General features: G+C 40.0%; 20 protein-coding genes and 1 other annotated feature. Of the genes, 3 read left to right on the top strand and 17 right to left on the bottom strand.

Annotated elements, in window-relative coordinates; all coding sequences use genetic code 11:
* Positions 1 to 57 precede the first annotated feature (57 nt).
* The 12 genes from trxA to zapA form a co-directional block, all read right to left on the bottom strand.
* A complete protein-coding gene (gene trxA, locus ACOZ9X_RS04130; protein ID WP_137788705.1) occupies positions 58 to 369 on the bottom strand; it encodes a thioredoxin in 312 nt (103 codons plus the stop codon).
* A 114-nt stretch (positions 370 to 483) separates the two neighbouring features.
* Complete coding sequence (locus ACOZ9X_RS04125) at positions 484 to 1,080, bottom strand: histidine phosphatase family protein (RefSeq protein WP_423417130.1); 597 nt, start codon at positions 1,078 to 1,080, stop codon at positions 484 to 486.
* 70 nt (positions 1,081 to 1,150) lie between these two features.
* Positions 1,151 to 2,122 (bottom strand): electron transfer flavoprotein subunit alpha/FixB family protein, encoded by a 972-nt coding sequence (locus ACOZ9X_RS04120; protein ID WP_066396682.1) that lies wholly within the window; start codon positions 2,120 to 2,122, stop codon positions 1,151 to 1,153.
* 12 nt (positions 2,123 to 2,134) lie between these two features.
* On the bottom strand, positions 2,135 to 2,905 hold the full coding sequence (locus tag ACOZ9X_RS04115) for an electron transfer flavoprotein subunit beta/FixA family protein (RefSeq protein ID WP_144698721.1): 771 nt from the start codon (positions 2,903 to 2,905) through the stop codon (positions 2,135 to 2,137).
* Positions 2,906 to 2,920: 15 nt separating this feature from the next.
* Positions 2,921 to 3,694 (bottom strand): enoyl-CoA hydratase, encoded by a 774-nt coding sequence (locus ACOZ9X_RS04110; protein WP_423417129.1) that lies wholly within the window; start codon positions 3,692 to 3,694, stop codon positions 2,921 to 2,923.
* Positions 3,695 to 3,720: 26 nt separating this feature from the next.
* On the bottom strand, positions 3,721 to 4,323 hold the full coding sequence (locus ACOZ9X_RS04105) for a TetR/AcrR family transcriptional regulator (protein WP_197131467.1): 603 nt from the start codon (positions 4,321 to 4,323) through the stop codon (positions 3,721 to 3,723).
* A 205-nt stretch (positions 4,324 to 4,528) separates the two neighbouring features.
* A complete protein-coding gene (locus tag ACOZ9X_RS04100) occupies positions 4,529 to 6,220 on the bottom strand; it encodes a long-chain-fatty-acid--CoA ligase (protein ID WP_423417128.1) in 1,692 nt (563 codons plus the stop codon).
* Between the two features lie 522 nt (positions 6,221 to 6,742).
* On the bottom strand, positions 6,743 to 7,147 hold the full coding sequence (locus ACOZ9X_RS04095; RefSeq protein WP_144698713.1) for a DUF350 domain-containing protein: 405 nt from the start codon (positions 7,145 to 7,147) through the stop codon (positions 6,743 to 6,745).
* A 42-nt stretch (positions 7,148 to 7,189) separates the two neighbouring features.
* On the bottom strand, positions 7,190 to 9,547 hold the full coding sequence (locus ACOZ9X_RS04090; RefSeq protein ID WP_423417127.1) for an endonuclease MutS2: 2,358 nt from the start codon (positions 9,545 to 9,547) through the stop codon (positions 7,190 to 7,192).
* A 31-nt stretch (positions 9,548 to 9,578) separates the two neighbouring features.
* Positions 9,579 to 11,297, bottom strand: coding sequence for a DNA polymerase/3'-5' exonuclease PolX (gene polX / locus ACOZ9X_RS04085; RefSeq protein WP_423418219.1), 1,719 nt, complete (start codon positions 11,295 to 11,297; stop codon positions 9,579 to 9,581).
* Between the two features lie 415 nt (positions 11,298 to 11,712).
* Positions 11,713 to 12,249, bottom strand: a complete 537-nt coding sequence (locus ACOZ9X_RS04080; RefSeq protein ID WP_423417126.1) for a CvpA family protein — start codon at positions 12,247 to 12,249, stop codon at positions 11,713 to 11,715.
* A gap of 1 nt (position 12,250) precedes the next feature.
* Positions 12,251 to 12,514, bottom strand: coding sequence for a cell division protein ZapA (gene zapA, locus ACOZ9X_RS04075; protein WP_144698705.1), 264 nt, complete (start codon positions 12,512 to 12,514; stop codon positions 12,251 to 12,253).
* Positions 12,515 to 12,670: 156 nt separating this feature from the next.
* On the opposite strand from zapA, the gene rnhC reads away from it, so the two are divergent.
* Positions 12,671 to 13,615, top strand: coding sequence for a ribonuclease HIII (gene rnhC / locus ACOZ9X_RS04070; protein ID WP_423417125.1), 945 nt, complete (start codon positions 12,671 to 12,673; stop codon positions 13,613 to 13,615).
* A gap of 266 nt (positions 13,616 to 13,881) precedes the next feature.
* Here the strand turns inward: rnhC and pheT are convergent, their stop codons facing one another.
* The 3 genes from pheT to ACOZ9X_RS04055 all read right to left on the bottom strand — a co-directional run bounded on the left by pheT (position 13,882) and on the right by ACOZ9X_RS04055 (position 18,455).
* Positions 13,882 to 16,305: a phenylalanine--tRNA ligase subunit beta gene (gene pheT / locus ACOZ9X_RS04065; protein ID WP_423417124.1), complete on the bottom strand. Its 2,424-nt coding sequence runs from the start codon at positions 16,303 to 16,305 to the stop codon at positions 13,882 to 13,884.
* An 18-nt stretch (positions 16,306 to 16,323) separates the two neighbouring features.
* On the bottom strand, positions 16,324 to 17,358 hold the full coding sequence (gene pheS, locus ACOZ9X_RS04060; protein ID WP_423417123.1) for a phenylalanine--tRNA ligase subunit alpha: 1,035 nt from the start codon (positions 17,356 to 17,358) through the stop codon (positions 16,324 to 16,326).
* Positions 17,359 to 17,399: 41 nt separating this feature from the next.
* Positions 17,400 to 17,621 (bottom strand) — a binding site (T-box leader).
* Between the two features lie 66 nt (positions 17,622 to 17,687).
* Positions 17,688 to 18,455, bottom strand: coding sequence for a TrmH family RNA methyltransferase (locus tag ACOZ9X_RS04055; RefSeq protein WP_423417122.1), 768 nt, complete (start codon positions 18,453 to 18,455; stop codon positions 17,688 to 17,690).
* A gap of 106 nt (positions 18,456 to 18,561) precedes the next feature.
* Between ACOZ9X_RS04055 and sspI the strand changes: the two genes are divergently transcribed.
* Positions 18,562 to 18,768 carry a small acid-soluble spore protein SspI gene (sspI, locus tag ACOZ9X_RS04050; protein WP_066396708.1) on the top strand — a complete coding sequence of 69 codons (207 nt, stop codon included), beginning with the start codon at positions 18,562 to 18,564 and terminating at the stop codon, positions 18,766 to 18,768.
* A gap of 50 nt (positions 18,769 to 18,818) precedes the next feature.
* On the opposite strand, the gene ACOZ9X_RS04045 is transcribed toward sspI, so the two are convergent.
* Together ACOZ9X_RS04045 and ACOZ9X_RS04040 are read right to left on the bottom strand one after the other, a co-directional pair.
* Positions 18,819 to 19,319 carry a dUTP diphosphatase gene (locus tag ACOZ9X_RS04045; RefSeq protein ID WP_423417121.1) on the bottom strand — a complete coding sequence of 167 codons (501 nt, stop codon included), beginning with the start codon at positions 19,317 to 19,319 and terminating at the stop codon, positions 18,819 to 18,821.
* A gap of 455 nt (positions 19,320 to 19,774) precedes the next feature.
* Entirely contained in the window at positions 19,775 to 20,377 is a 603-nt protein-coding gene (locus ACOZ9X_RS04040) for a TVP38/TMEM64 family protein (protein WP_423417120.1), read from the bottom strand.
* 148 nt (positions 20,378 to 20,525) lie between these two features.
* Here ACOZ9X_RS04040 and ACOZ9X_RS04035 point away from each other — a divergent pair, with 148 nt between their 5' ends.
* Complete coding sequence (locus ACOZ9X_RS04035) at positions 20,526 to 21,866, top strand: cytochrome ubiquinol oxidase subunit I (RefSeq protein WP_423417119.1); 1,341 nt, start codon at positions 20,526 to 20,528, stop codon at positions 21,864 to 21,866.
* Positions 21,867 to 21,876 lie beyond the last annotated feature (10 nt).

The raw sequence follows: 21,876 nt of genomic DNA, 5'->3' as shown, positions 1-21,876 counted from the left end.
GTACAGTATGTAAAATACAAAAAAAAAGCCCGAGAACGGGCTTTTTTGGAATAAACCTTATTTATGTTTGTTTAGTAGTTCTACTAAAGCTTCTTTCGGTTGGAAACCGACAACTTGATCTACCACTTGACCGTCTTTGAAAACAAGTAGGGTTGGAATACTCATAACTCCAAATTTACCAGCTGTTTCTTGGTTTTCATCAACATCAAGCTTAACAACTTTTACTTCTTCCATTTCTTGATCTACTTCTTCAAGAACAGGTGCAATCATTTTACAAGGTCCGCACCATGGTGCCCAAAAATCAGCAAGTACTAAACCTTCGTTCGTTTCTGTATTAAATGTTTGATCTGATGCATTAACAATAGCCATTTATTTGGCCCTCCTTTTAAATAACAAAGTGTAAACAAAGTATATCCCACAAATGTTACAGTTGCTAATAGTTTGCTCACGTTTATGGTACCCAAGTTTTTAATTCGACAAACGTTATATTGTTGCACTCGTTTCAAGATGTTTCTGACAGTTAAATAATTCACAAGTCCAATCGTTTTCTGCTTTTAGGTTAAAGACCGAAAATGACGTGTTATTTAGACCATACCAGCGATCCGTATCATCCTGCAGCAGCTCTTTGAAAATCCTTACAAGCAAGGCGCCATGAGTAATGATCAAAACCTTTTCACCCTTATGATTTTGTATAATGTCTTCTAAAGCTGCTTTCCATCGAGAATCCGCATCCTCATTTGTTTCTCTGCCTAAATCGAGCTCCATCCAATTTTCTCCCCAGCGTTCAACTCGTTCGACTTCAGTGGTACCTTCTGTTTCTCCGAAAGAGATCTCACGGAGCCTTTCATCGGCTATCACGTTCAACCCTGTTGTTCCACTGATAGCCTCAGCTGTATGAAATGCTCGAAGTAGTGGACTGGCATATATTGCATCCCATTTTTCATCTGCAAATCTATTTGCTAAACGTTCTGCTTGATCCTTTCCGTTGTCGTTAAGCGGTATATCCTTACAGCCTTGAGCTCTTTTTTCAGTATTCCAATCGGTTTCACCGTGTCGTATGAATGCGATTGTAGTCATCATACACTCTCCTCGTTCTGAAATTGAAAAAAACGCCCAGAAAAGCGGACGTTTTCATTCATTTTGCGTTCTATTATACTAACACTTTTTTAAACTCTTCTGTTAATAATGGAACGACTTCAAAAAGGTCACCAACGATTCCATAGTCTGCTACAGAGAAGATGCTAGCTTCTGGATCTTTGTTGATCGCCACGATTACTTTAGAGTTGGACATTCCAGCTAGATGCTGAATAGCTCCAGAGATCCCACAAGCGATATACAGATCAGGGGTTACAACCTTACCTGTCTGACCAATCTGCAATGAATAATCACAATAATCCGCATCACAAGCACCACGTGAAGCTCCTACAGCTGCACCAAGTACATCTGCAAGTTCTTGAAGAGGCTTGAAACCATCTTCAGATTTAACGCCTCGACCGCCAGCAACGATAATCTTTGCTTCTGCTAGATCTACGCCAGTAGATGCTTTGCGGACAACTTCTTTAACAATCGTTCTTAAGTCTTTAATATCAACAGAAACAGATGTCACATCCCCGGAGCGAGATTCATCCTTCTCTAATGGTGCGATATTATTTGGACGAATCGTAACGAATACTAGACCATCTGAGATTAATTTCTTTTCAAAGGCTTTTCCAGAATATACAGGGCGAGTAAATACCGTATTCTCACCCGCTTGTTCGAGTCCAGTAACATCTGAGATCAGTCCAGATTCTAAACGAGCAGCAAGTCTAGGGGAAAGGTCTTTCCCTAATGATGTGTGTCCGAACACGATAGCTTCAGGGCTTTCATCATCGATGATTTGCTTTAACGTTTGGAAATAACCATCTGGTGTATAGTTTGCTAGTTTTTCATTTTCCGCTGTAAGTACACGATCAGCTCCATAGTGAATTAACTCAGTTGCTAATGACTGCACAGAGTCACCGCATAATACTGCGAAAACTTCTCCGCCGCCAGAAATTTCTTTTGCTGCTGCAATTGCTTCGAATGAAACATTACGTAACGCACCGTCACGGGATTCTGCAAGTACTAAAACTTTTTTTGCCATGATGACTCCTCCTTATATTACCTTCGCTTCGTTTCTTAACAGAGATACAAGTTCTTTTACTTGCTCTGGTGTTTCACCTGATAGAATTTTTCCAGCTTCCTTTTTAGGTGGAAGATACACTTCTACTGTTTTTGTTTTCGCTTCAACTTCATCTTCATCAATATCAAGATCATCTAATTCTAGCGTTTCAAGAGGCTTTTTCTTTGCTTTCATGATTCCTGGTAACGAAGGATAACGCGGCTCGTTCAATCCTTGTTGTGCTGTTACCAATAATGGAAGAGAAGTTTCGATCTTCTCAAGATCTCCTTCAACATCGCGTTCGATGTTTACAGTCGTACCGTTTATTTCAATCTTTGTGATCGTTGTTACGTGTGGAATATCTAGTAGTTCTGCAAGACGCGGTCCAACTTGACCAGTACCGTTATCAATCGCAACGTTTCCGCCTAGAATAATATCGTATTCTTTATCTTTAAAGTAAGCTGCCAAAACTGACGAAGTCGTAAATTGATCTTGGCTGTCCAAGTCTTCGTTTGAGATAAGAACCGCTTGATCTGCTCCCATTGCCAGTGCAGTGCGAAGTTCTTTTTCAGAATCTTCGTCTCCAACCGTGACAACCGTAACAGTGCCACCGTGGGCATCTTTTAATGTGATTGCTTCTTCGATCGCATATTCGTCATATGGATTTATAATGAATTCTGCACTATCTTCAGAGATCTTGTTGTTAGAAACCGAAATTTTTTCCTCTGTATCAAAAGTACGTTTTAAAATAACAAAAATGTTCATCGTTTACCCTCCTAGTTATCGGTCCTGAAATTCAGGCTTTCTTTTTTCAATAAATGCTGAAATTCCTTCTTGCCCATCAAAACTTTTAAAAGCTTTTCCAAACAGTTCCTGCTCTTTCTCTGCACCTTTTTCATAGAGTCCATGTCTCGCATAATTCAACAATTCTAATGTGTACTTAATGGAGACAGCACTCTTCATAGAAAATTCTTCAGCCATTTTGTAAGCCTTTTCAAAAAGTTCTTCTGTTGGATAAGAGTTGTTTGCTAAACCAAATGTGACAGCATCTTTTCCTGATATCGGCTTACTTGAAAGGAGCATCTCGCAAGCTTTGGGTACTCCTACAAGCTGCGGTAACCTTTGAGTTCCTGCAAATCCCGGAACCAGTCCTAGTGTGAGCTCTGGAAGACCAAGTTTCGCGTCTTCTGCCACAAGTCTTATGTGGCAACTCATCGCAAGTTCAAGACCCCCACCAAGTGCTGCTCCGTGAATGGCAGCGATCACTGGTTTTGAGAACTGTTCGATTCGGTTAAAAACATCCTGTCCTTTTTTCCCAAGCTCTGCAAAACCTTTTTCATCAGGAACTTCTGTAAACTCTTTAATATCAGCTCCTGCTGAAAAGAAGCGTCCTTCTCCTAAAATAACAACTGCTTTAACAGAGTTATCATTTTCGATCTGATCTAAAGCTTTATTAATTTCTTCAATAACTCCTGTTGATAATGCATTAGCTGGCGCACGGTTAAGTTTGATCGTTGCCACTTTATTTTGTTTTTCAATTTGTAAGAATTCCAACTTTGCATTCCCTCCTTTTTTGAAAATCAATCATCTGGATGTACAGAGCGAACGGAAAGACCGTTTACAAGCATCTGATGTACGGGGCCAGCAAGAGCAGGTAGATCATATCGATGATCGTTCATCACCCAGTTTGTTGCTGTTTCATCAATCGTTCCAAAGATCATCTGACGAGCCAATCTGTAATCCATGTTCTTAACAAAAACACCTTCTTGCATTCCATCCTTCAAGATAGAGTCGATTAAATCTAAGTATCTCTTCAATACTTCACCGATTTTTGCACGAAGTTGTCTGTTTGTCTGCCGAAGTTCTAGCTGTGTTACGATTGATAGTTCAAAATCAGCAGTTAGTTGCTTAAAGTGCATCTCAACAAGAATTCTAAGCTTCTCAATCGCTGAGTCGTTACTTTTTAGCTCGTTTTCTGTTTTTTCGATAAAGGTCCCCATCTTCTCATTAAAAACAGAAACAAGCAGATCTTCTTTATTTTTAAAATATAGATAGATGGTGCCGTCAGCGACACCTGCTTCTTTCGCTATCTTTGAAACCTGGGATTGATGGTAGCCATGTTCTGCAATCACATTCACAGCTGCATCAATTATTTTTTCGTATTTTGGACCTTTACGCTTCATTTCTATCGCCTCTTTTTGTATAACACAATCATCTTTTTAAAAATGAATGATTGTTCATTCATAATTGTAAAACAAATCTTTCTTTTCTGTCAATTTCATTATGTCATTTTTTCTATACATTTTACAAGTTTAACTTGGAGGTAACGTTTTTTCATTTTTTAAAAGTGAAATGTTCACATAGAAAAAGCTGCCGGGTGGCAGCTTTTTAAGAGCTTTGTTTTGCCTTCTCACGTTCTTCTTCCAAAAGAACTCTTCTTAAAATTTTTCCAACCATCGTCTTAGGAAGCTCTTGTCTAAACTCATAAAGCCTAGGTACTTTAAAAGATGCCAGATGTTCCCTGCAGAATTTATTTAACTCTTCTTCCGTACACTCTGCTCCCTCTTTTAAAACAACAAAAGCTTTGACAGTCTCTCCTCTGTAAGCATCAGGCACACCGACTACTACAGCTTCTTTTACTTTTTCGTGTTCATATAAAACTTCTTCTACCTCACGAGGATAAATATTAAATCCACCTGCGATGATCAAGTCTTTTTTCCGATCCACGATGTAAAAGTAACCTTTTTCATCCATATAACCCATATCCCCTGTAATCAACCAATCTTCCCTGAATACAGATGCAGTCTCTTCGGGTTGATTCCAATACCCTTTCATAACCTGAGGTCCTCTTACAGCTAACTCTCCGATCTCACCCGACTCTGCCCATTCCCCTGTCTCAGCCGAGATGATTGCTGCTTCAGTGTTCGGCCAAGGTAATCCGATACTGCCTCTTACCTGTTCACCATATATGAGGTTCGCATGAGTAACAGGTGAAGCCTCTGTAAGTCCATACCCTTCTACTAGCGAACCTGAAATGACTGCCTGGAATTTTTGTTGCACCTCAAGAGGCAGAGCAGCGGATCCGCTTATACAAGCCTGAATGGATGAAAGATCGTATTTTTTTAGATCTGGATGATTCAGAAGTGCGATATACATAGTCGGAGCGCCTGGAAATAGCGTTGGTCGTTCCTTATGAATCGTCTTCAAAACTTGCGCTGGATCAAACCTTGGAAGAATGATCATCTCTGCTCTCGTTATGATGCCAAGATTCATTACACACGTCATCCCGTATACATGGAAGAAAGGCAGAGCACCAAGAATTTTTTCTTTTCCCTCTCTGTTTTTATACATCCATGTATTGCACTGTAACGCATTCGTGACGAGATTTTTGTGTGTCAGCATCACACCTTTTGCTGGCCCTGTTGTACCCCCAGTGTATTGCAACAATGCAAGATCCTCATCAGGATCAACCTCTACTTGAGGCTTGACTGGTTGAGAACGTTTCAGCAGATCTTTAAACGAATGAACTTCATGATTGTACGTAATATCAACGACTACTGTTGGATTCTGCCTCTTTTGAATAAATGGATAGATCAAATTCTTAGGAAAAGGCAGATAATCCTTCACAGACGTCATGATGATGTGTTCAAGGTTCGTATCTCCTCGAACGGCTGAAATTCTTCCAAACAAAAGATCCAATCCTACAATGACTTTTGCCCCGCTGTCAGATAACTGATGACGTAACTCTCTCTCCGTGTAAAGAGGATTCGTCTGTACAACGATTCCGCCTATAAAAAGCGTGCCGTAATAGGCGATGACTGCCTGCGGGCAGTTGGGCAGCATGATGGCAACACGATCACCCTTTTTTACACCAAGCGTTGTTAATGCATGTGCGAAGCGTAAACTGCATTCTTGAAGTTCACCGAATGTTAATGTCTTACCTAAAAAATGTACAGCAGTTTTATCTTTTTTTTCTTCTGCTGCTGATTCTAAATACGCGAATAAAGGTTTGCTGTCGTAATCAAGATGTCCCGGAATTTCACTAGGGTAACTGTTGAGCCACCGTCTTTCCACTTGCATCTCCTCCTTTAATTCACGCCTTCCTTCAAAATTTCTATATCTTTATTCCTATTATATTGAAAACGTATACAATTTTATATACTTTTTTAAAAATTATAAATAATTCAATAATACGGTTCTAAAAATAGTTTTTGTGCATATTCAATGATGCTCTCGATTGTAGTTGATTTCCGCTCCAGGTTGCTCGCTTTCCGCGGGGCAGGCGGTGAGCCACATTCAAACGTTTCACTTTTAAGTGTCTCACCTGCCCACCTGTCCCGCAGGAGTCGGCAACCTTGCGCTACAATCAACTCGCACAGAAGAAAATAGAAACAATAAAAGGAATATTCTTTTTAGTAATCATTAAAGATTAATAACTATAGAGAACAGTCTTTAAGAAAACAATAAAAACCAGCTCTCCGAATGAAGAACTGGTTTTGAGATTTAAGCAAAGAAGAATAAGTAGATAAGTCCTGCCGCAATGAATACTCCGCTTAATACAAACAACACTTTAAATAACGTTTCCATATCTTTTCCCTTCAGCTATTCGATTCCTTCACCGATTACAAATGATAAACCAATTGAGATGATCATCGAAATGAAACCAACTGCTCGGTTATCGTTCTCGATCTCTTTATCGATCTGAAACTTTGGGGTTAAGAATTCAAAGATAAAATAACCGATCAAGAGCAGGATAAATCCATAGGCACTCCACGTTATCATCATTAGTATGGAATCATTTTGAGCGATCGAGTAACGAAAGATGTTCGCGATACCAAAAATTTTCCCTCCAGTAGCCATAGCAACGGAAAAGTTCCCTTTCTTGATCTCAACCCAGTTTTTATAACGCGTAACCAGTTCAAACACAGCCAAAAAAACGACTAGACATAGCACAACAACGCTATAGTTAGCTGCTGTTTTAATAAAAGCGTTACTCATAAAATCCATTCAACAAAACCCCTTTGTAAACGGCTTGGTTTAATCCCTATACTATTTCAATATAGCGACTGTTACTCCGCCTCCGCCTTCACCAGCTGCACCCATACGAGTGGATTTAACATTTCGATGCGTTTTTAACAGTTCTTGAACACCTTTTCTAAGTGCACCTGTCCCTTTACCATGGATGATATACACTTGGTTGAAACCAGCTAGAAGTGCTTCATCCAGATATCGATCCACCTCTAGCATCGCATCTTCATACCTTTTCCCTCTTAGATCAAGTTCAGGACGAGAAGAATCAGAGTTTCCTGATACTTTTACGAATGAACGAGGTTCAGGTTTCGGTTTACTTTGTTTTACCCACTCTAAATCTTTTTCAGATACATTCATCTTTAAGATTCCAATCTGAACTTGGTATTCGTTGTTGCTTACTTTTTCAACGATATGTCCCTTTTGACCTACAGTAAGTACTCTTACCTCGTCACCTGGAACGTATTCTTGTTTTGTTGATACAGCTTTTACCTTCTTGTTTTTGGCTTTTGATTTTGGAACAGCTTCTTCCAATCTCTTTTTCGCTTCAATCAGTTTATGTTCTTTGATCTGTCCGCCAGATTTTTGAAGTTCACGAATCTCATGAATGATCTCTTCTGCTGTTTCACGTGCTTTTTCTATCGCCTTTTCTGCTTCCTGCTTTGCTTTTTCATACAATCGATCTTTTTCATTTTGAAAAAGTTCGAGTTCTCTTTCTAGGTCACCCTTAATTGACTCTGCTTCTTTTCTTCTATTCTCTGCTTCTTCCATCTCTTTTTCTGCTTTTTTACGATTATCTTCTAAAGACTTAATCATATTATCAATCTTGTTCTCATCTTCACTGATCTGAGAACGAGCTGAATCAATGATATCTTGACGAAGCCCGAGTCTTTTAGAGATCTCAAACGCGTTACTTCGGCCTGGCACACCCACTAATAAACGATATGTAGGTCTTAACGTCTGCACATCAAATTCTACAGAGGCGTTCATAACACCAGGTCGGTTGTATGCATATGCTTTTAACTCGCTATAATGGGTTGTCGCTACCACACGTGCTCCTCGCGCAAAAACGAAATCTAGAATCGAAATAGCGAGGGCTGCACCTTCTTGAGGATCTGTCCCTGCTCCAAGTTCATCAAAAAGAACGAGGGATTCGAAGTCAATCTTGTTTAAAATATCTACGATGTTAACCATATGTGATGAGAATGTACTCAATGATTGTTCAATAGACTGTTCATCGCCAATATCAGCATAGATAGTCTTAAAGACAGCCATTTCTGATTCTTCTCCAGCAGGTATCTGAAGGCCACATTGCGCCATAAGTGTAAGCAGCCCGATTGTTTTTAGGGTAACCGTTTTACCACCTGTATTGGGACCTGTTATGACGAGTGATTGATACTCGCCACCTAACATCACGCTCGTTGGAACAACTGTTTCTTGATCGAGCAGAGGATGTCTGCCGCTATTCAGTGAAATAAAACCTTTGTCATTCATAATCGGCCGTGTACATTTTAGCTCATTGGCGAATCTAGCTTTTGCTAGAATAAAATCCATCTCTGCTAAAATATCTACGTTCAACAGAATATCATCAGCATGCTCCGCAACTTCAGCAGTCAGTTCTCTTAAAATCTTTTCTACCTCACGTGCTTCTTTCGCTCTTGCTTCTTTCACTTGATTGTTAACCGTCATAACAGATTGAGGTTCAATAAACAAAGTGGCTCCACTCGCTGATTGATCATGGACCATTCCGCCAAAATTACCTCTGTACTCTTGTTTTACAGGAATTACGAATCGGTCGTTACGAATCGTTATGATCGAGTCAGATAACATTTTTTGATAACTGGATGATCTGACGATTGATTCCAGCTTTTCTCTTACTCGCGTCTCAAACGTACGCAGCTGCTGACGAATCGCACGAAGTTCTGGACTAGCACTATCCATCATATGTCCATTGTCATCAATACAGCTTTTAATCTCTTGTTCTAGCTCATGAAGAGGAATGATGTTTTCTGCTGCATTCTTTAGGATACGCAGTTCAATTCCATCCTCTACCAAGCCCTCGATAAATCGCTTAAACCGTCTTCCACCATAAAGAGTAGAAGCGATATCCATTAAATCTTCTTCGTTTAGCAGACTGCCAATCTTTGATCGCTTAACATTTGATGAAACATCAAGGATTCCACCGAATGGGACTTGTCCTTTTAATCGGAGAACCTTCACTCCTTCATCTGTGGCATCTTGAGCCTCATTTACATCTTCAAGTTCCGTAAAAGGCATCAAAGAATCGATTCTTTTTAGTCCAAGTGAGCAGCTTGCATGCTTTTTTAGACGCTCGATCACTTTTCTTAGTTCTAAAACACGCAGCATTTTTTCTTGCATATATTCTTCCTCCTGAATTCAGGACCTAGAGCTATTTTTTTCGGTTTAAATAGGTTTCAAGTTCGTTTAATGTCATTGTGTTCAACACATTGCTTTTTCGAACAAAACCTTTTCGGGCAACCGCTGCTCCAATCTCCATATGTTTCATCGTGTCTTTATAATGTGCATCTGTATTAATCGCTACCTTAACCCCAAGTTCCTGAGCTTTTCTTAACCAGTGTGGAGCAAGATCAAGACGATTAGGATTTGCATTCAACTCAACAGCGGTCCCTGTTTCATAAGCAAGCTGTAGCAGAGTTTCAACATCCACGTCATATCCTTCTCTGCGTCCGATCAGACGCCCTGTTGGGTGGGCGATCAGATCAACTTTTTTATGTGTTAACGCCGTCTTCAAACGATCCATGATTTTGCTTTGATCTTGAGAGAACGCAGAATGAATGCTTGCAATGACAAAATCCATTTCTCCTAACAATTCATCATCATAATCAAGTGTACCATCTGGTAGAATATCCATCTCAATTCCCGCGAGTATCTTAAAATCGGAATACCGTTTATTTAACTTATTAATCTCTTGTCTCTGCATGCGCACTCTCTCAGGAGTTAGACCGTTTGCTACTCGTAAATATTGAGAATGATCTGTAATCGCCATATACTCATAGCCTTTACTTCGTGCTTCCTCAGCCATTTCTTCGATCGAGAACGCCCCATCACTCCAAGTAGAATGCAGATGAAGATCTCCTTTTATATCGGATAACTGAATTAGATCATGACCATCCTTAAACAGCTCTATTTCTTCACCAGATTCTCTCGCTTCAGGTGGAATCCAGCTTAAAGAAAAATGAGCATAGAAATCCTCTTCCGTGTCAAATGTAAGAATTTCACCAGTTTCTATATTTTCTACACCATATTCACTGATCTTTTCGCCTCTTGCCTTTGCAAGCTGACGCATCTTAACGTTATGCTCCATAGAGCCCGTAAAATGATGCAGCGTGGTAGCAAACTGATGAGGTTTTACGATACGAAAGTCTACGGATACAGAGAGTTTCTCATCAAGTACGAGAGAAACCTTCGTATCTCCACTTGCTATCACGTCGATAACTCCATCCAGTTTCAAGAGTTGCTTCTTCACTTCACTCGGATGTTCACTTGAAACAATAAAATCCAAGTCTTTGATCGTTTCACGGTAGCGTCTTAAACTTCCTGCTCTAGAGTATCTCTCAATATTGTTCATTCTTTTTAACTGAGATTCTATTTTTTCTGCAATGGGCAGCATGTATGCTATAGGAAGTCTCTCTGGTCTTTTCCCAAGATCTTTTAAAGATACTAAAATCTTTTCTTCTGTTTTAGCGCCAAACCCTGCCAATTCTCTTACTTTTCCATTTTCACATGCTTCTTTTAGAGATTCAATATTCGTTACACCTAACTCAGAATAAAGTTTAGCGATTTTCTTACCTCCAAGATTAGGTACCTGCAACAGTGTTATCAGTTCAGACGGTACTTTTTCCTGAAGTTCAACTAAAAGTTCCGACTCACCCTTTTCTAACATTTCAATTATTACAGAAGCTGTTCCTTTGCCTATTCCTTTTAGTTTCGATACATCCCCGATCTCATCCATCGTTCGCTCATCACTCTCAAGAGCGTTCGCTGCTTTACGATATGCGGAAACTTTAAACGAATTCTCTCCTAAGATCTCAAGGTATAAAGCAATCTGTTCAAGTGCGCGTACTACCTCTTTTTTATTTACCATAATGAGCTCACCTCTATTTTCATTGTCATGCTAGTATGATAATGGCTTTTATTATTTGTGTTATTATCCCTATTAACACTTTACACTTTTGCTTCATAGACCAAAGTTGATTGTAGCTTAAGGTTGCTGACTCCTGCGGGACAGGCTGGCAGTCTGAAAAGTGTAAATGGCTTGTTCAGCCCCGACAAGCAAAAGGTAAATGGATTTGAAGGCGTACTCTGCCTTCTAAGCCATTTAACTTTGGACCTCGAGGGGCTAGCCATTGCAACTAGACAGGTGAGACACTTATACGAGAAACGTACGAATGTGGCTCACCGCCTGCCCCGCGGAAAGCATGCAACCTGAAGCGGAAGTCAACTACATTCAAGGACAAATGATTATAAACCGCAAAGAAAAAACTTCTCCGCTTTGGGAGAAGTTATGCCATATGTTTCATCCACATTTCCTTTACTGACTCAGAAAATACGGGGGTGTTTTTGACCATTCCCTGTGCGATCCATGAATTTTCATAATGAGCTTGAAAGGCTTCAATCGGAACTAATGTTGCGATATACAATAAAATAAACACGATCAAATAAACTTCTACAAAACCTAGTAAACCACCGAGCCACCTGTTGAACGTATGAAGAATCGGTAAGTTTGCAAGAAAATCGAGCATAGACCCAAGGATCTGCAGGATAATCTTTGTGGCGAAGAACAGGATAGCAAAGGCTATCGCATTATAATAAGCTTGTTCAAGTGATATGCTGTTCATTAAGAAGGATACAGAACTATCATTTGAAGAAGGATATGGAATCCACAACTCTAACTTAGGCGCAAGGTCATCATAATACAGATAAGCAACGATATAGGCTGCTATAAATCCGATCAAATGAACGAGCTGCATAATGAAGCCTCGTTTTAACCCGATTAAAAATCCACCTGCTAATACAATAATTAAAATCAAATCCAACATACTAACTTTCCTCTTTTCCAATTCGCTGTTGCAATTTTTTCAGCTCTTCTTTAATCTTTAAATATTCGTTCATTGTATTTACTGCTGTAAGTACAGCTAGTTGTTTCGTGTCGAGAAACCGGTTATGAGATTGAATCTCTCTCATTTTTAAGTCTACTTTATCAGCTACTAAATGAATGTGGCTGGAGGATTCGGTCCCTGCAATTACATATCGTTGTCCATAGATTTCGACCGTAGTACGGTTTTTCTTTTTCTCTTCCGCCACAAAATAACCTCCTTAACATACAAAGGATCATTCATTTAATGAATACTCTAATCTTTATCTTATCAAATATCGTTCACAGTTGAAAATATTTCTGTTCTATTGTAGCGTTTTTTTGATATATTTGGAAATCTCTTCATTTTTAGGAGGATCACTATCATGTCTCACTTTGTTAAAAAGATGACAAATTCAGAAATACTTCAAATGAAAAAAGAACTCTCATCTGTTCTATCAGCAAAAACCCCGCCTGGAGCAGTTTTTTCAGCCAAACTCTCAGATTGCACCGTTACAGCATACCAGTCGGGCAAAGTCCTTTTCCAAGGTAAGGGAGCTGAAGCTGCTTCTCAAAAGTACTCAGGTGAAGTTTCCGTTCCAAAAGCGAAAAGCAAAACGGTGAAACCGCCTCATCAGTATGCCCCTCCAAAGAACGCAGCAGAATTATCGATGATCGGAAGTGACGAAGTTGGAACAGGAGATTATTTTGGACCGATGACTGTAGCTGCTGCATACGTTTCTAGAGATAATCTTGAACTCGTAAAAGAACTTGGTGTGAAGGATTCCAAGCACTTAAATGACAAACAGATCATTCAAATCGCAAAAGAACTAATCCATACGGTTCCATACTCACTTCTTGTACTGAATAATGAGAAGTATAATGAACTTCAGCAAAAAGGGATGACGCAAGGTAAGATTAAGGCGATCCTTCATAACCGAGCTCTGCAAAACGTAAAAGCAAAAATTGAAGGTGAAGAGATCGAAGGTATATTAGTCGACCAGTTCTGTGAACCTGGTGTTTACTTTAACTACTTAACAAGAGAGAAGAACCTCTTAAAAGAAGGGCTTTATTTTGCTACAAAAGGTGAATCGATCCACCTAGCTGTTGCTGCTGCTTCCATCTTGGCGAGATATAGCTTCTTGAAAGAAATGGATAAACTCGGGAACCGCTTCAATACCGTTATACCAAAAGGAGCAGGTCCCCACGTGGATGTGAAGGCGGCAGAACTTGTTGAGAAGTTCGGACAGTCTGTTTTTGATACAGCAACCAAAAAGCATTTTGCAAATACTCAAAAAGCGCTAAATTTATTACGTAAAAAGAACATTTAAGGGGCGGAGAGGATGAATCCATAAGGAATCATCCTCTTTTTCGCAGAGCGAGCATCCGCAATTGGTTACTAAAAAGTTATAATCACATAAAAAATGCGGTTCATCACATAAAAAATGAAGTCCATCACATAAAAATAATCCCTTTTCACATAAAAGTGTCCAGTTCGCATTGACACCATTTTCAAGAATGGAAAAATATGCAAAAACAGCCTAATAATAAAGACAAAAAAACTGGCCATCTCTTGATGAACCAGCTTCTTCAACAATTATTTTCTTAACTGAGCGCCAAAGCGTTCTTCTAAGCTCTTTAATACGCGATTATGCGCCGTTACAACTTCTTCATCTGTTAACGTTCGTTCTGGATCAAAATATTTCAGTGAGAATGCAAGTGATTTCTTGCCTTCTTCCATCTTTTCTCCTTCATACAGATCAAAAAGATTTACTTCTTTTAACAGCTCTCCACCTGCAGCTTGAATCACAGTTGTTAGGTCTCCTGCTGGAAGTTCTTGATCAACAACAAGAGCAATATCTCGTGTAATCGAAGGATAACGCGGCAATGTTTGATAGACCATCTGATCTGTTTCCTTCTCTAAAAGACTAGTTGCGTTCAACTCGAAAACATAGGTATCTTTTACATCCAGCTCTTTTTGAAGAGCTGGGTGAAGCTGACCTACAAATCCTACAGAAATGCCATCAAGTTTCACGATCGCTGTTCTTCCTGGATGCATGTTCTCGATTTCTCCAGCTTCATACGTGATACGTTCAGAAAGGTTCAATTCACCCATGAGACCTTCTAGAATCCCTTTTAACACATAAAAATCAGCAGTCTTTCTCTCCCCTTGCCATAGATGCTCGTTAAACACACCTGTAACTGCGCCAGAGACGAACACATACTCTTCAGGAAGATCTGTTAATACTTCTTGGCGATTGATAAAGACTGAGCCCATCTCATAGATAGCGAGGTCTTCCATCGAACGATTTCTATTGTATTGAAGTACTTCTAAAAGTTGCGGCAACAAACTCATTCTTAACGTACTGCGCTCTTCACTCATCGGATGCGCAACTGAGATCGGATATACCTTCTCATCGCTAAATGAAAAATGAGTAGACTTTAGAGGAGTAGTCAATGCGTAAGTCACAGCTTGATATAGCCCCGCACCTTCTAGATACGTTCTGATATTACGGCGTTGTGCCTGATTCTTCGTTAGGCCACCGGGACGCGCTTCTGATAAAAGGTACGTAGTTGGGATACGGTCATATCCATAGATACGTCCTACTTCTTCAATCAAATCCGCTTCGATCGTAATGTCTGGTCTGCGGGAAGGAACGATTACTTCGAACTGTCCGTCAGATTCTTTATAACCAAAACCTAAACGCTTAAAGATAGACGCAGTTTGTTCAGATGTGATCTCTGTTCCTAAAAGATTATTCATTCTAGATACATCCATCTTGACGCTGTATGTGTTAACTTCTCGCTTACCAGCCTCAACGATTCCTTCAGCAACTTTGCCTCCAGCAAGCTCGGCCATAAGGCTAGCCGCTCTCATTGCTGCTGCATAAACACGGTTACGGTCTATGCCTTTTTCGTATCTCGAACTTGCTTCACTTCGTAAGCCTAGATCTTTGGAAGCTGCTCTTACACGACCTGAAGCAAAATACGCTGCCTCTAAAAGTACGTTTGTTGTGTCAGATTGGACTTCACTCGTAGCTCCGCCCATAACACCTGCTACTGCAATCGGATCTTTTCCGTTTGTGATCACAAGATGAGTTTCTTTAAGCTTACGATCCTGATCGTCAAGCGTTTGAATGTGTTCACCTTCTGTTGCACGTCGGATCACGATCTCTTTTGAACCTAAACGGTTATAGTCAAAGGCATGTAATGGCTGACCGTACTCAAGAAGTACATAGTTTGTGATATCAACAATGTTGTTGATCGGACGAATGCCAGATGCCATCAGGCGATTCTGCATCCAAAGCGGAGAAGGACCAATTTTAACATCTTGGATGATCATCGCTCCGTAATATGGATTGTCTTCAAGCGATTCAATGTGAACAGAAATATAATCTTCTGCTTTTTCATCTGTTGTTTTGATCGATGTGTTTGGTAGTCTTACTTCTTGTTCTAAAATCGCAGCTACTTCATTTGCTACACCGATTACGTTCAAACAATCAGCTCGGTTTGGTGTAAGTCCAAGTTCCAGTACATGATCATTCAGATTTAAATATTCTAAAGCATCACTTCCAGGCTCTGCGTCAGATGGCATCACAAAGATTCCTGTTGCATATTCTTTTGGAACTAATTTTGTATCTACACCTAACTCTGTAAGCGAACAAATCATTCCGTGAGATTCTTCCCCGCGAAGTTTTGCTTTTTTTATTTTAAAGTTACCCGGAAGGACGGCACCAGGTACCGCAACCGCAACCTTTTGCCCTTGAGCTACATTCGGTGCACCGCAGACGATCTGTGAGACTTCACCTTGACCTACATCTACTTTACAAACTCTAAGCTTGTCAGCGTTAGGATGCTGGATGCATTCTTCCACATATCCAACCACAACTCCACTGATTCCTTTATTTAGTGACTCGACCATCTCGACTTCAATCCCGCTTTTTGTAATCCTATCTGCGAGTTCAGACGGTGAGATTTCTACGTTTACATATTCTTTTAGCCAGTTATAAGAGATTAGCATATAAGTCCCCTCCTCAAGTTATGCATTTTTGAATTGTTTTAAAAACCGGATATCGTTCGCATAGAAATGACGAATATCATCAATTCCATATTTGAGCATCGCGATACGCTCTGGACCCATACCAAATGCAAAACCTGTGTATTTCTTTGAATCGAAACCAGCCATCTCAAGTACGTTCGGATGAACCATACCTGCTCCTAAGATCTCGATCCAACCTGTTTGTTTACAGATCGAACAGCCTTTTCCGCTACACTTAAAGCAAGAGATGTCCATTTCAACAGATGGTTCTGTAAAAGGGAAGAAACTTGGACGAAGACGAATTTTACGATCTTCACCGAACATTTTCTTCGCGAACGTTTCAAGCACACCTTTTAAATCACTTAAACGAACATTTTGGTCCACTACAAGTCCTTCGATCTGCATGAATTGATGAGAGTGTGTAGCATCATCGTTATCTCTTCGATAAACCTTACCTGGAGAAATGATTTTCACAGGTCCTTCTCCTTCATGCTTTTCCATCGTACGCGCTTGAACAGGTGATGTTTGTGTACGAAGAAGGATATCTTCTGTAATGAAGAATGAGTCCTGCATATCTCGAGCAGGGTGCCCCTTCGGCAAGTTTAGCGCTTCAAAATTGTAATAATCTGTTTCTACTTCTGGACCTTCAGCAATCGTGAAGCCCATGCTCAAGAAAAGATCTTCAATCTCGGTAACAACTGCTGTTAGCGGATGAGGATTTCCTTTCTTTACAGGCCTTCCTGGTAATGAAACATCGATCGTTTCTTTCGAAAGTTTTTCTGCGATCGCTCTATTCTCAAGCTCGCTTTGTTTTTTATCTAGTTCTTGCTGGATGCTGTCACGAACTTCGTTGGCATAAGCGCCAATTACAGGTCTTTCTTCAGCAGACAATTTCCCCATCCCTTTTAATACTTCAGTAATGGGTCCCTTCTTTCCTAAATAAGCTACCTTAACAGCTTGCAGATCTTTTAGATCTTGAGCTTGTTTAATCTGGTCGATCGCTTCAACTTTTAGAGCTTCTAAACGGTCTTTCACCGTGCAACCCCTCCTTAAAAATATAAAAAACTCCTCATCCAATAAGGGACGAGGAGTTCGCGGTACCACCCAATTTAACAATGAAAAATACACTGTTCACTTCATTTTAATAACGGCTCTTCACCGGTCAGCCCTACTTAACAGTTCAGGTGACAACTCAGGAGTGAATTCAATAATACCTACCAAAGAAATGCTCACAGTCTAAGACATTTCCTCCCTTTTTGGCGGAATCATTACCTACTTTTCTCCATCTTCGTTTTTAATACTATTCCATTCATCTTTTTCATTATATATGAAAAAATTCTATAAATGCAACGCTATGTCACAAATTACGTTCGATTTCGCTGTAATTCATACAAAAGAATACCCGTTGCTACAGAAACATTTAGGGACTCCGCACTTCCGAAGATCGGAATTTTCACATTCAACGTTGATTGTTGTTGAAGAATCTCCTGCACACCAGCACCTTCATTGCCCATGATCAAAGCAAATCCATCTACTTCAGGTGTTTCTCGCATATCCACAGATTTATGAAGTGAAGTCGATAATACTGGCAGATCATGCTCCTTACAGCGCTCAATAATATCTAACAAATTCGCTTTAACGATCGGCAGATGAAATAAAGATCCTTGCGTTGATCGAACAGTTTTACCATTATAAAGATCTGCTGTACCATCACCTAAAAATACGCCATCAAGGCCAGCACTATCAGCTGTTCGAATAATCGTTCCGAGATTTCCTGGGTCTTGAACGCCATCGATTAGGAGGTACCGTCCACCTTTTTTGATAAGTTCTTCAGATGTATCCATCATTTCACAAACGGCAATGATACCTTGTGGTTTCTCAGTTTCAGATAGCTGTTTCATCAATTTAGCGGTAACAGACCAAAGCGTGAATTTTTCCTTTAACCACGCTTCATTGATCTCAAAATTTTCTTCAACTATCACATGATGAAGTTTTGCTCCAGACGAGATTGCTTCTTCTATAAGATGAGGACCTTCAAGTAAGAATGTCCCTGATTTTTCACGTTCTTTTTTTGTATGAAGTTTTTTCCATTGCTTCAAGGAAGCGTTGGACTCTGATTCAATGTGCTTCATATTCAATTGTTCTCCTTTAAATCATAAATATTTTACTTTCTTCTCATAAAACATGCTCAAAACGTACACAATAAAAAAAGAAAAAAATTAATAGAGGTGCATATCCATGAATCTAGACTTAAGAAAAGCTGTATTGCATAACGTTACTGGCAACAACAAAGAGCAGTTACAAGATACGATCGTAGATGCCATCGAGAGTGGAGAAGAAAAAATGCTCCCTGGTCTTGGTGTTCTTTTTGAAGTGATCTGGAAAAACTCTGATCAGCAAAAGAAAGAAGAAATTTTAAACACACTTTCAGACGGCTTGAAGTAAAACCCGGTTCTCCGGGTTTTTTATTTTATCATCGTTTAAGGCTAGTTTGATTAATACCCAGTATCTTGACGTTCATGATTCACTTTATTCTTTTCAAAATAAGCTCCTTCTATCTCTTCAAAAGAGAAACCGAGCTTCACACCGAGCCCTAAAAATGTGTCAAAAAATGATTGGAATTCTTCGTTTGATAAAGATTTAGACCCTGATTGATATAGGGTTAAAAATAAAGTATTAATATCTATCTTGTCCATCTTCTCGCCAAGATCAACCTCATTGGTCATTTCAACCTCTTTAAAGCGCAAATCTAGTCCTATCGATAAGACAAAATGTAGTCCGTCTACATATTCTTCTAAAATTACTTCTTTTTCAGAAGCAGGACGTTTACTCCAATATTTAAAGCATCTTGTCTCGTTCGCTAGTTCACCAAGCTCAACAAGGAATGCTAATCTTCTCTGTTCAAATAACGATGAGTTATCGAGATTATGTTCTTTTACAATGCGCGTGTTCAATTCGTTCTGCATGGAAAAGAGTTCTTCAATTTTCACGTTCATCCCCGCCTTTCATTCCTAAGCTATTATAACGTTATCTAGTCCTACATTCGAGGGTGAATTTTTAGTTGTTCTTACTACAAAGGATTCCATATTGAAAAAGACCTGTTAAGATGGGTGCTTTGATTTTACTAAATAACTTCATTTGCAAGTTGGTTGGAGCGGAAGGTGCGAGACTCCTATGGGACGAGCGGTCAGGTGGAGACTCCTAACGGCGCAAAGCGGCAGTCTGAAAAGTGGAAGTGACTCGTTCAGTCCCGACAAGCAAAAGGTAAATGGGCTTGGAAGGCGCACTTTGCCTTCTTGTCCGTTTACCTTTTGACCTCGAGGGGCTAGTCACTGCAACTAGACAGGAGGCTCACCGTTCGCCCCATGGAAAGCGAGCAACCTGGAGTGGAAACCAACTACTCAAAGAGCTACATCTTATGCTAAAAAAATTTTAATAAAAAAAGCACACCTTATGCAGGCATGCGTTGTTTTTGCTGTTCTTCTTTTTCTTCCTCAAAGAACTCACTCCATTTGATCACCCATTCTTTTCTTCTCAATAAGTAAAACAGTACAGACAAGATGATAATAATAGCTGCAGAAGTAACGAGCGATAGAGAAAGCAACACCGAACCGAACGAAGAATAAAGAATAGCGATCGGAACGTTTGATATGATACTAGCCTTTGTATACTCTTTAAAATTTGACGAAATTTCGATCAAACATAGACTCAAGAGATGAAAATGCATAAAGGGAATCATTTTTAAAATAGCGATCTGACCTACCGAAAACGGCATACGTTTTCCAATCCACTTTTTTTGCAGCTTTTTTACTTTTTTCATCAGTTTCGGCATACTTTTCATTCCCCAGTAGAAAATAACACTCGAGAGCGTGATTCCGATAACTGAATAGAACGCGCCTGCAACAGCTCCAAATAAGATACCGCCTGTAAGACAGATCAAGCCCACCGGAAGAAAAAAGAACTGTCGAAACGCTTGGAGAAGAATGAACAATAAAGGGGCAAAGATTCCACTAAACTTGAGCACCTCGATGAACACACTACTATTGTCTAACACGCACTCATCCCCCCTTTAAGTCAGCATATGACATAAGACGAGCTCTGTATGACAGAATGTTCACATGCATAAACACTACTTCTTTTTGACACCTTATATATAGATTGTTTGCTTACATAGTTCTTAGTTTCTTAGGAGGAGTCCGATCATGGATACAGTTGTACTTGCGAGAGCGTTCTTTGGCACATCACTTGGTTTTCATATCATATTTGCAACACTTGGTGTGGGTCTTCCTTTGATGATCGTTATCGCCGAAATCATACATCAAGTAAAAGGTGACAATGATTACGCCATCATGGCTAAGCGCTGGACAAAGGCGTTTGCTGTTTTGTTAGGGGTGGCTATCCCATCAGGGACGATCGTCGGCGTACAATTATCTTTGTTGTGGCCAGGATTTATGGAAATTGTAGGAAAGGTTATATCCCTTCCCTTCCAGATTGAGATTTTTGCTTTCTTTTTAGAAGCCTTGTTCATGTCTATTTACGTATATGCGGCTGACAGATTACCGAGATATTTCCGTTTGATCTCAGTATTCTTTGTAGCACTTGGGGCTGTTGCGTCCGCCATCTTAATTTCAGCCGTTAATACGTGGATGAATACACCGGATGGATTTAAGATAAAACCAGATGGGACAATCTATGATGTCTCCCCTTGGGATGCTTTCTTCAATCCTAGCTTTCTATCCTCTTCCTTTCACGTTGCCATAACGGCTTATATGACCGGCGCTTTTGCCGTTGCTTCTGTAGCAGCTTTTAAACTTTTAAAGAAGCGACCTGACCGTGAACGCGCATACCATTTAAAAGGGTTGTTCATGTCTCTTACCGTTGCTCTCTTGATGAGCTTTGTCTCTGCTGTTTCCGGGCATCATTCAGCGCAGATCCTGCACCAACACTCACCTGAAAAACTAGCAGCTGCAGAAGGGCTGTTCGAGACTCAAAGATATGCACCACTTGCAATAGGGGGATATACCGATCCGAAGACCGAGGAAGTTAAGTACGGAATCGAAATACCTTGGGCACTCAGCTGGCTTGCTGCTGGAAAATTCGATACTGAAGTAAAAGGACTGTATGAGTTTCCTCGAGAAACATGGCCACCTTTTTATGTACACACGCTCTTTAACTTAATGGTCGGGATCGGAACACTTTTATTAGGACTTGCAGCAGTGGCATTAGCCTATTGGTGGTTCTTCGTTAAAAGAAAAGGAAAACCATTTCCAAAGTGGCTGTTATGGTCGCTTGTTTTATCCGGGCCACTATCTATGCTCGGTATTGAGTTTGGCTGGGTATTTAGCTGTAGCGGAAGACAACCATGGACCATCTATCGCGTTCAAACGACGGCCGAAGCTGCGACTAAGAATGAAGATCTCGGCGTGCTCTTCCTGTTATTCTTAGGCTTATATGCGCTACTCAGCGTGTTAACCGTTTTGATTTTGACAGCTTATTTCAAACGAAACCCTGTCTCAAAAGATATGGAAAAACTACAGAGTTAGAAAGGAGGAA

It is taken from the genome of Fictibacillus nanhaiensis (assembly GCF_049537595.1).
Lineage (GTDB): Bacteria > Bacillota > Bacilli > Bacillales > Fictibacillaceae > Fictibacillus > Fictibacillus nanhaiensis_F.
This window is presented reverse-complemented; position numbering and strand designations above follow the sequence as displayed.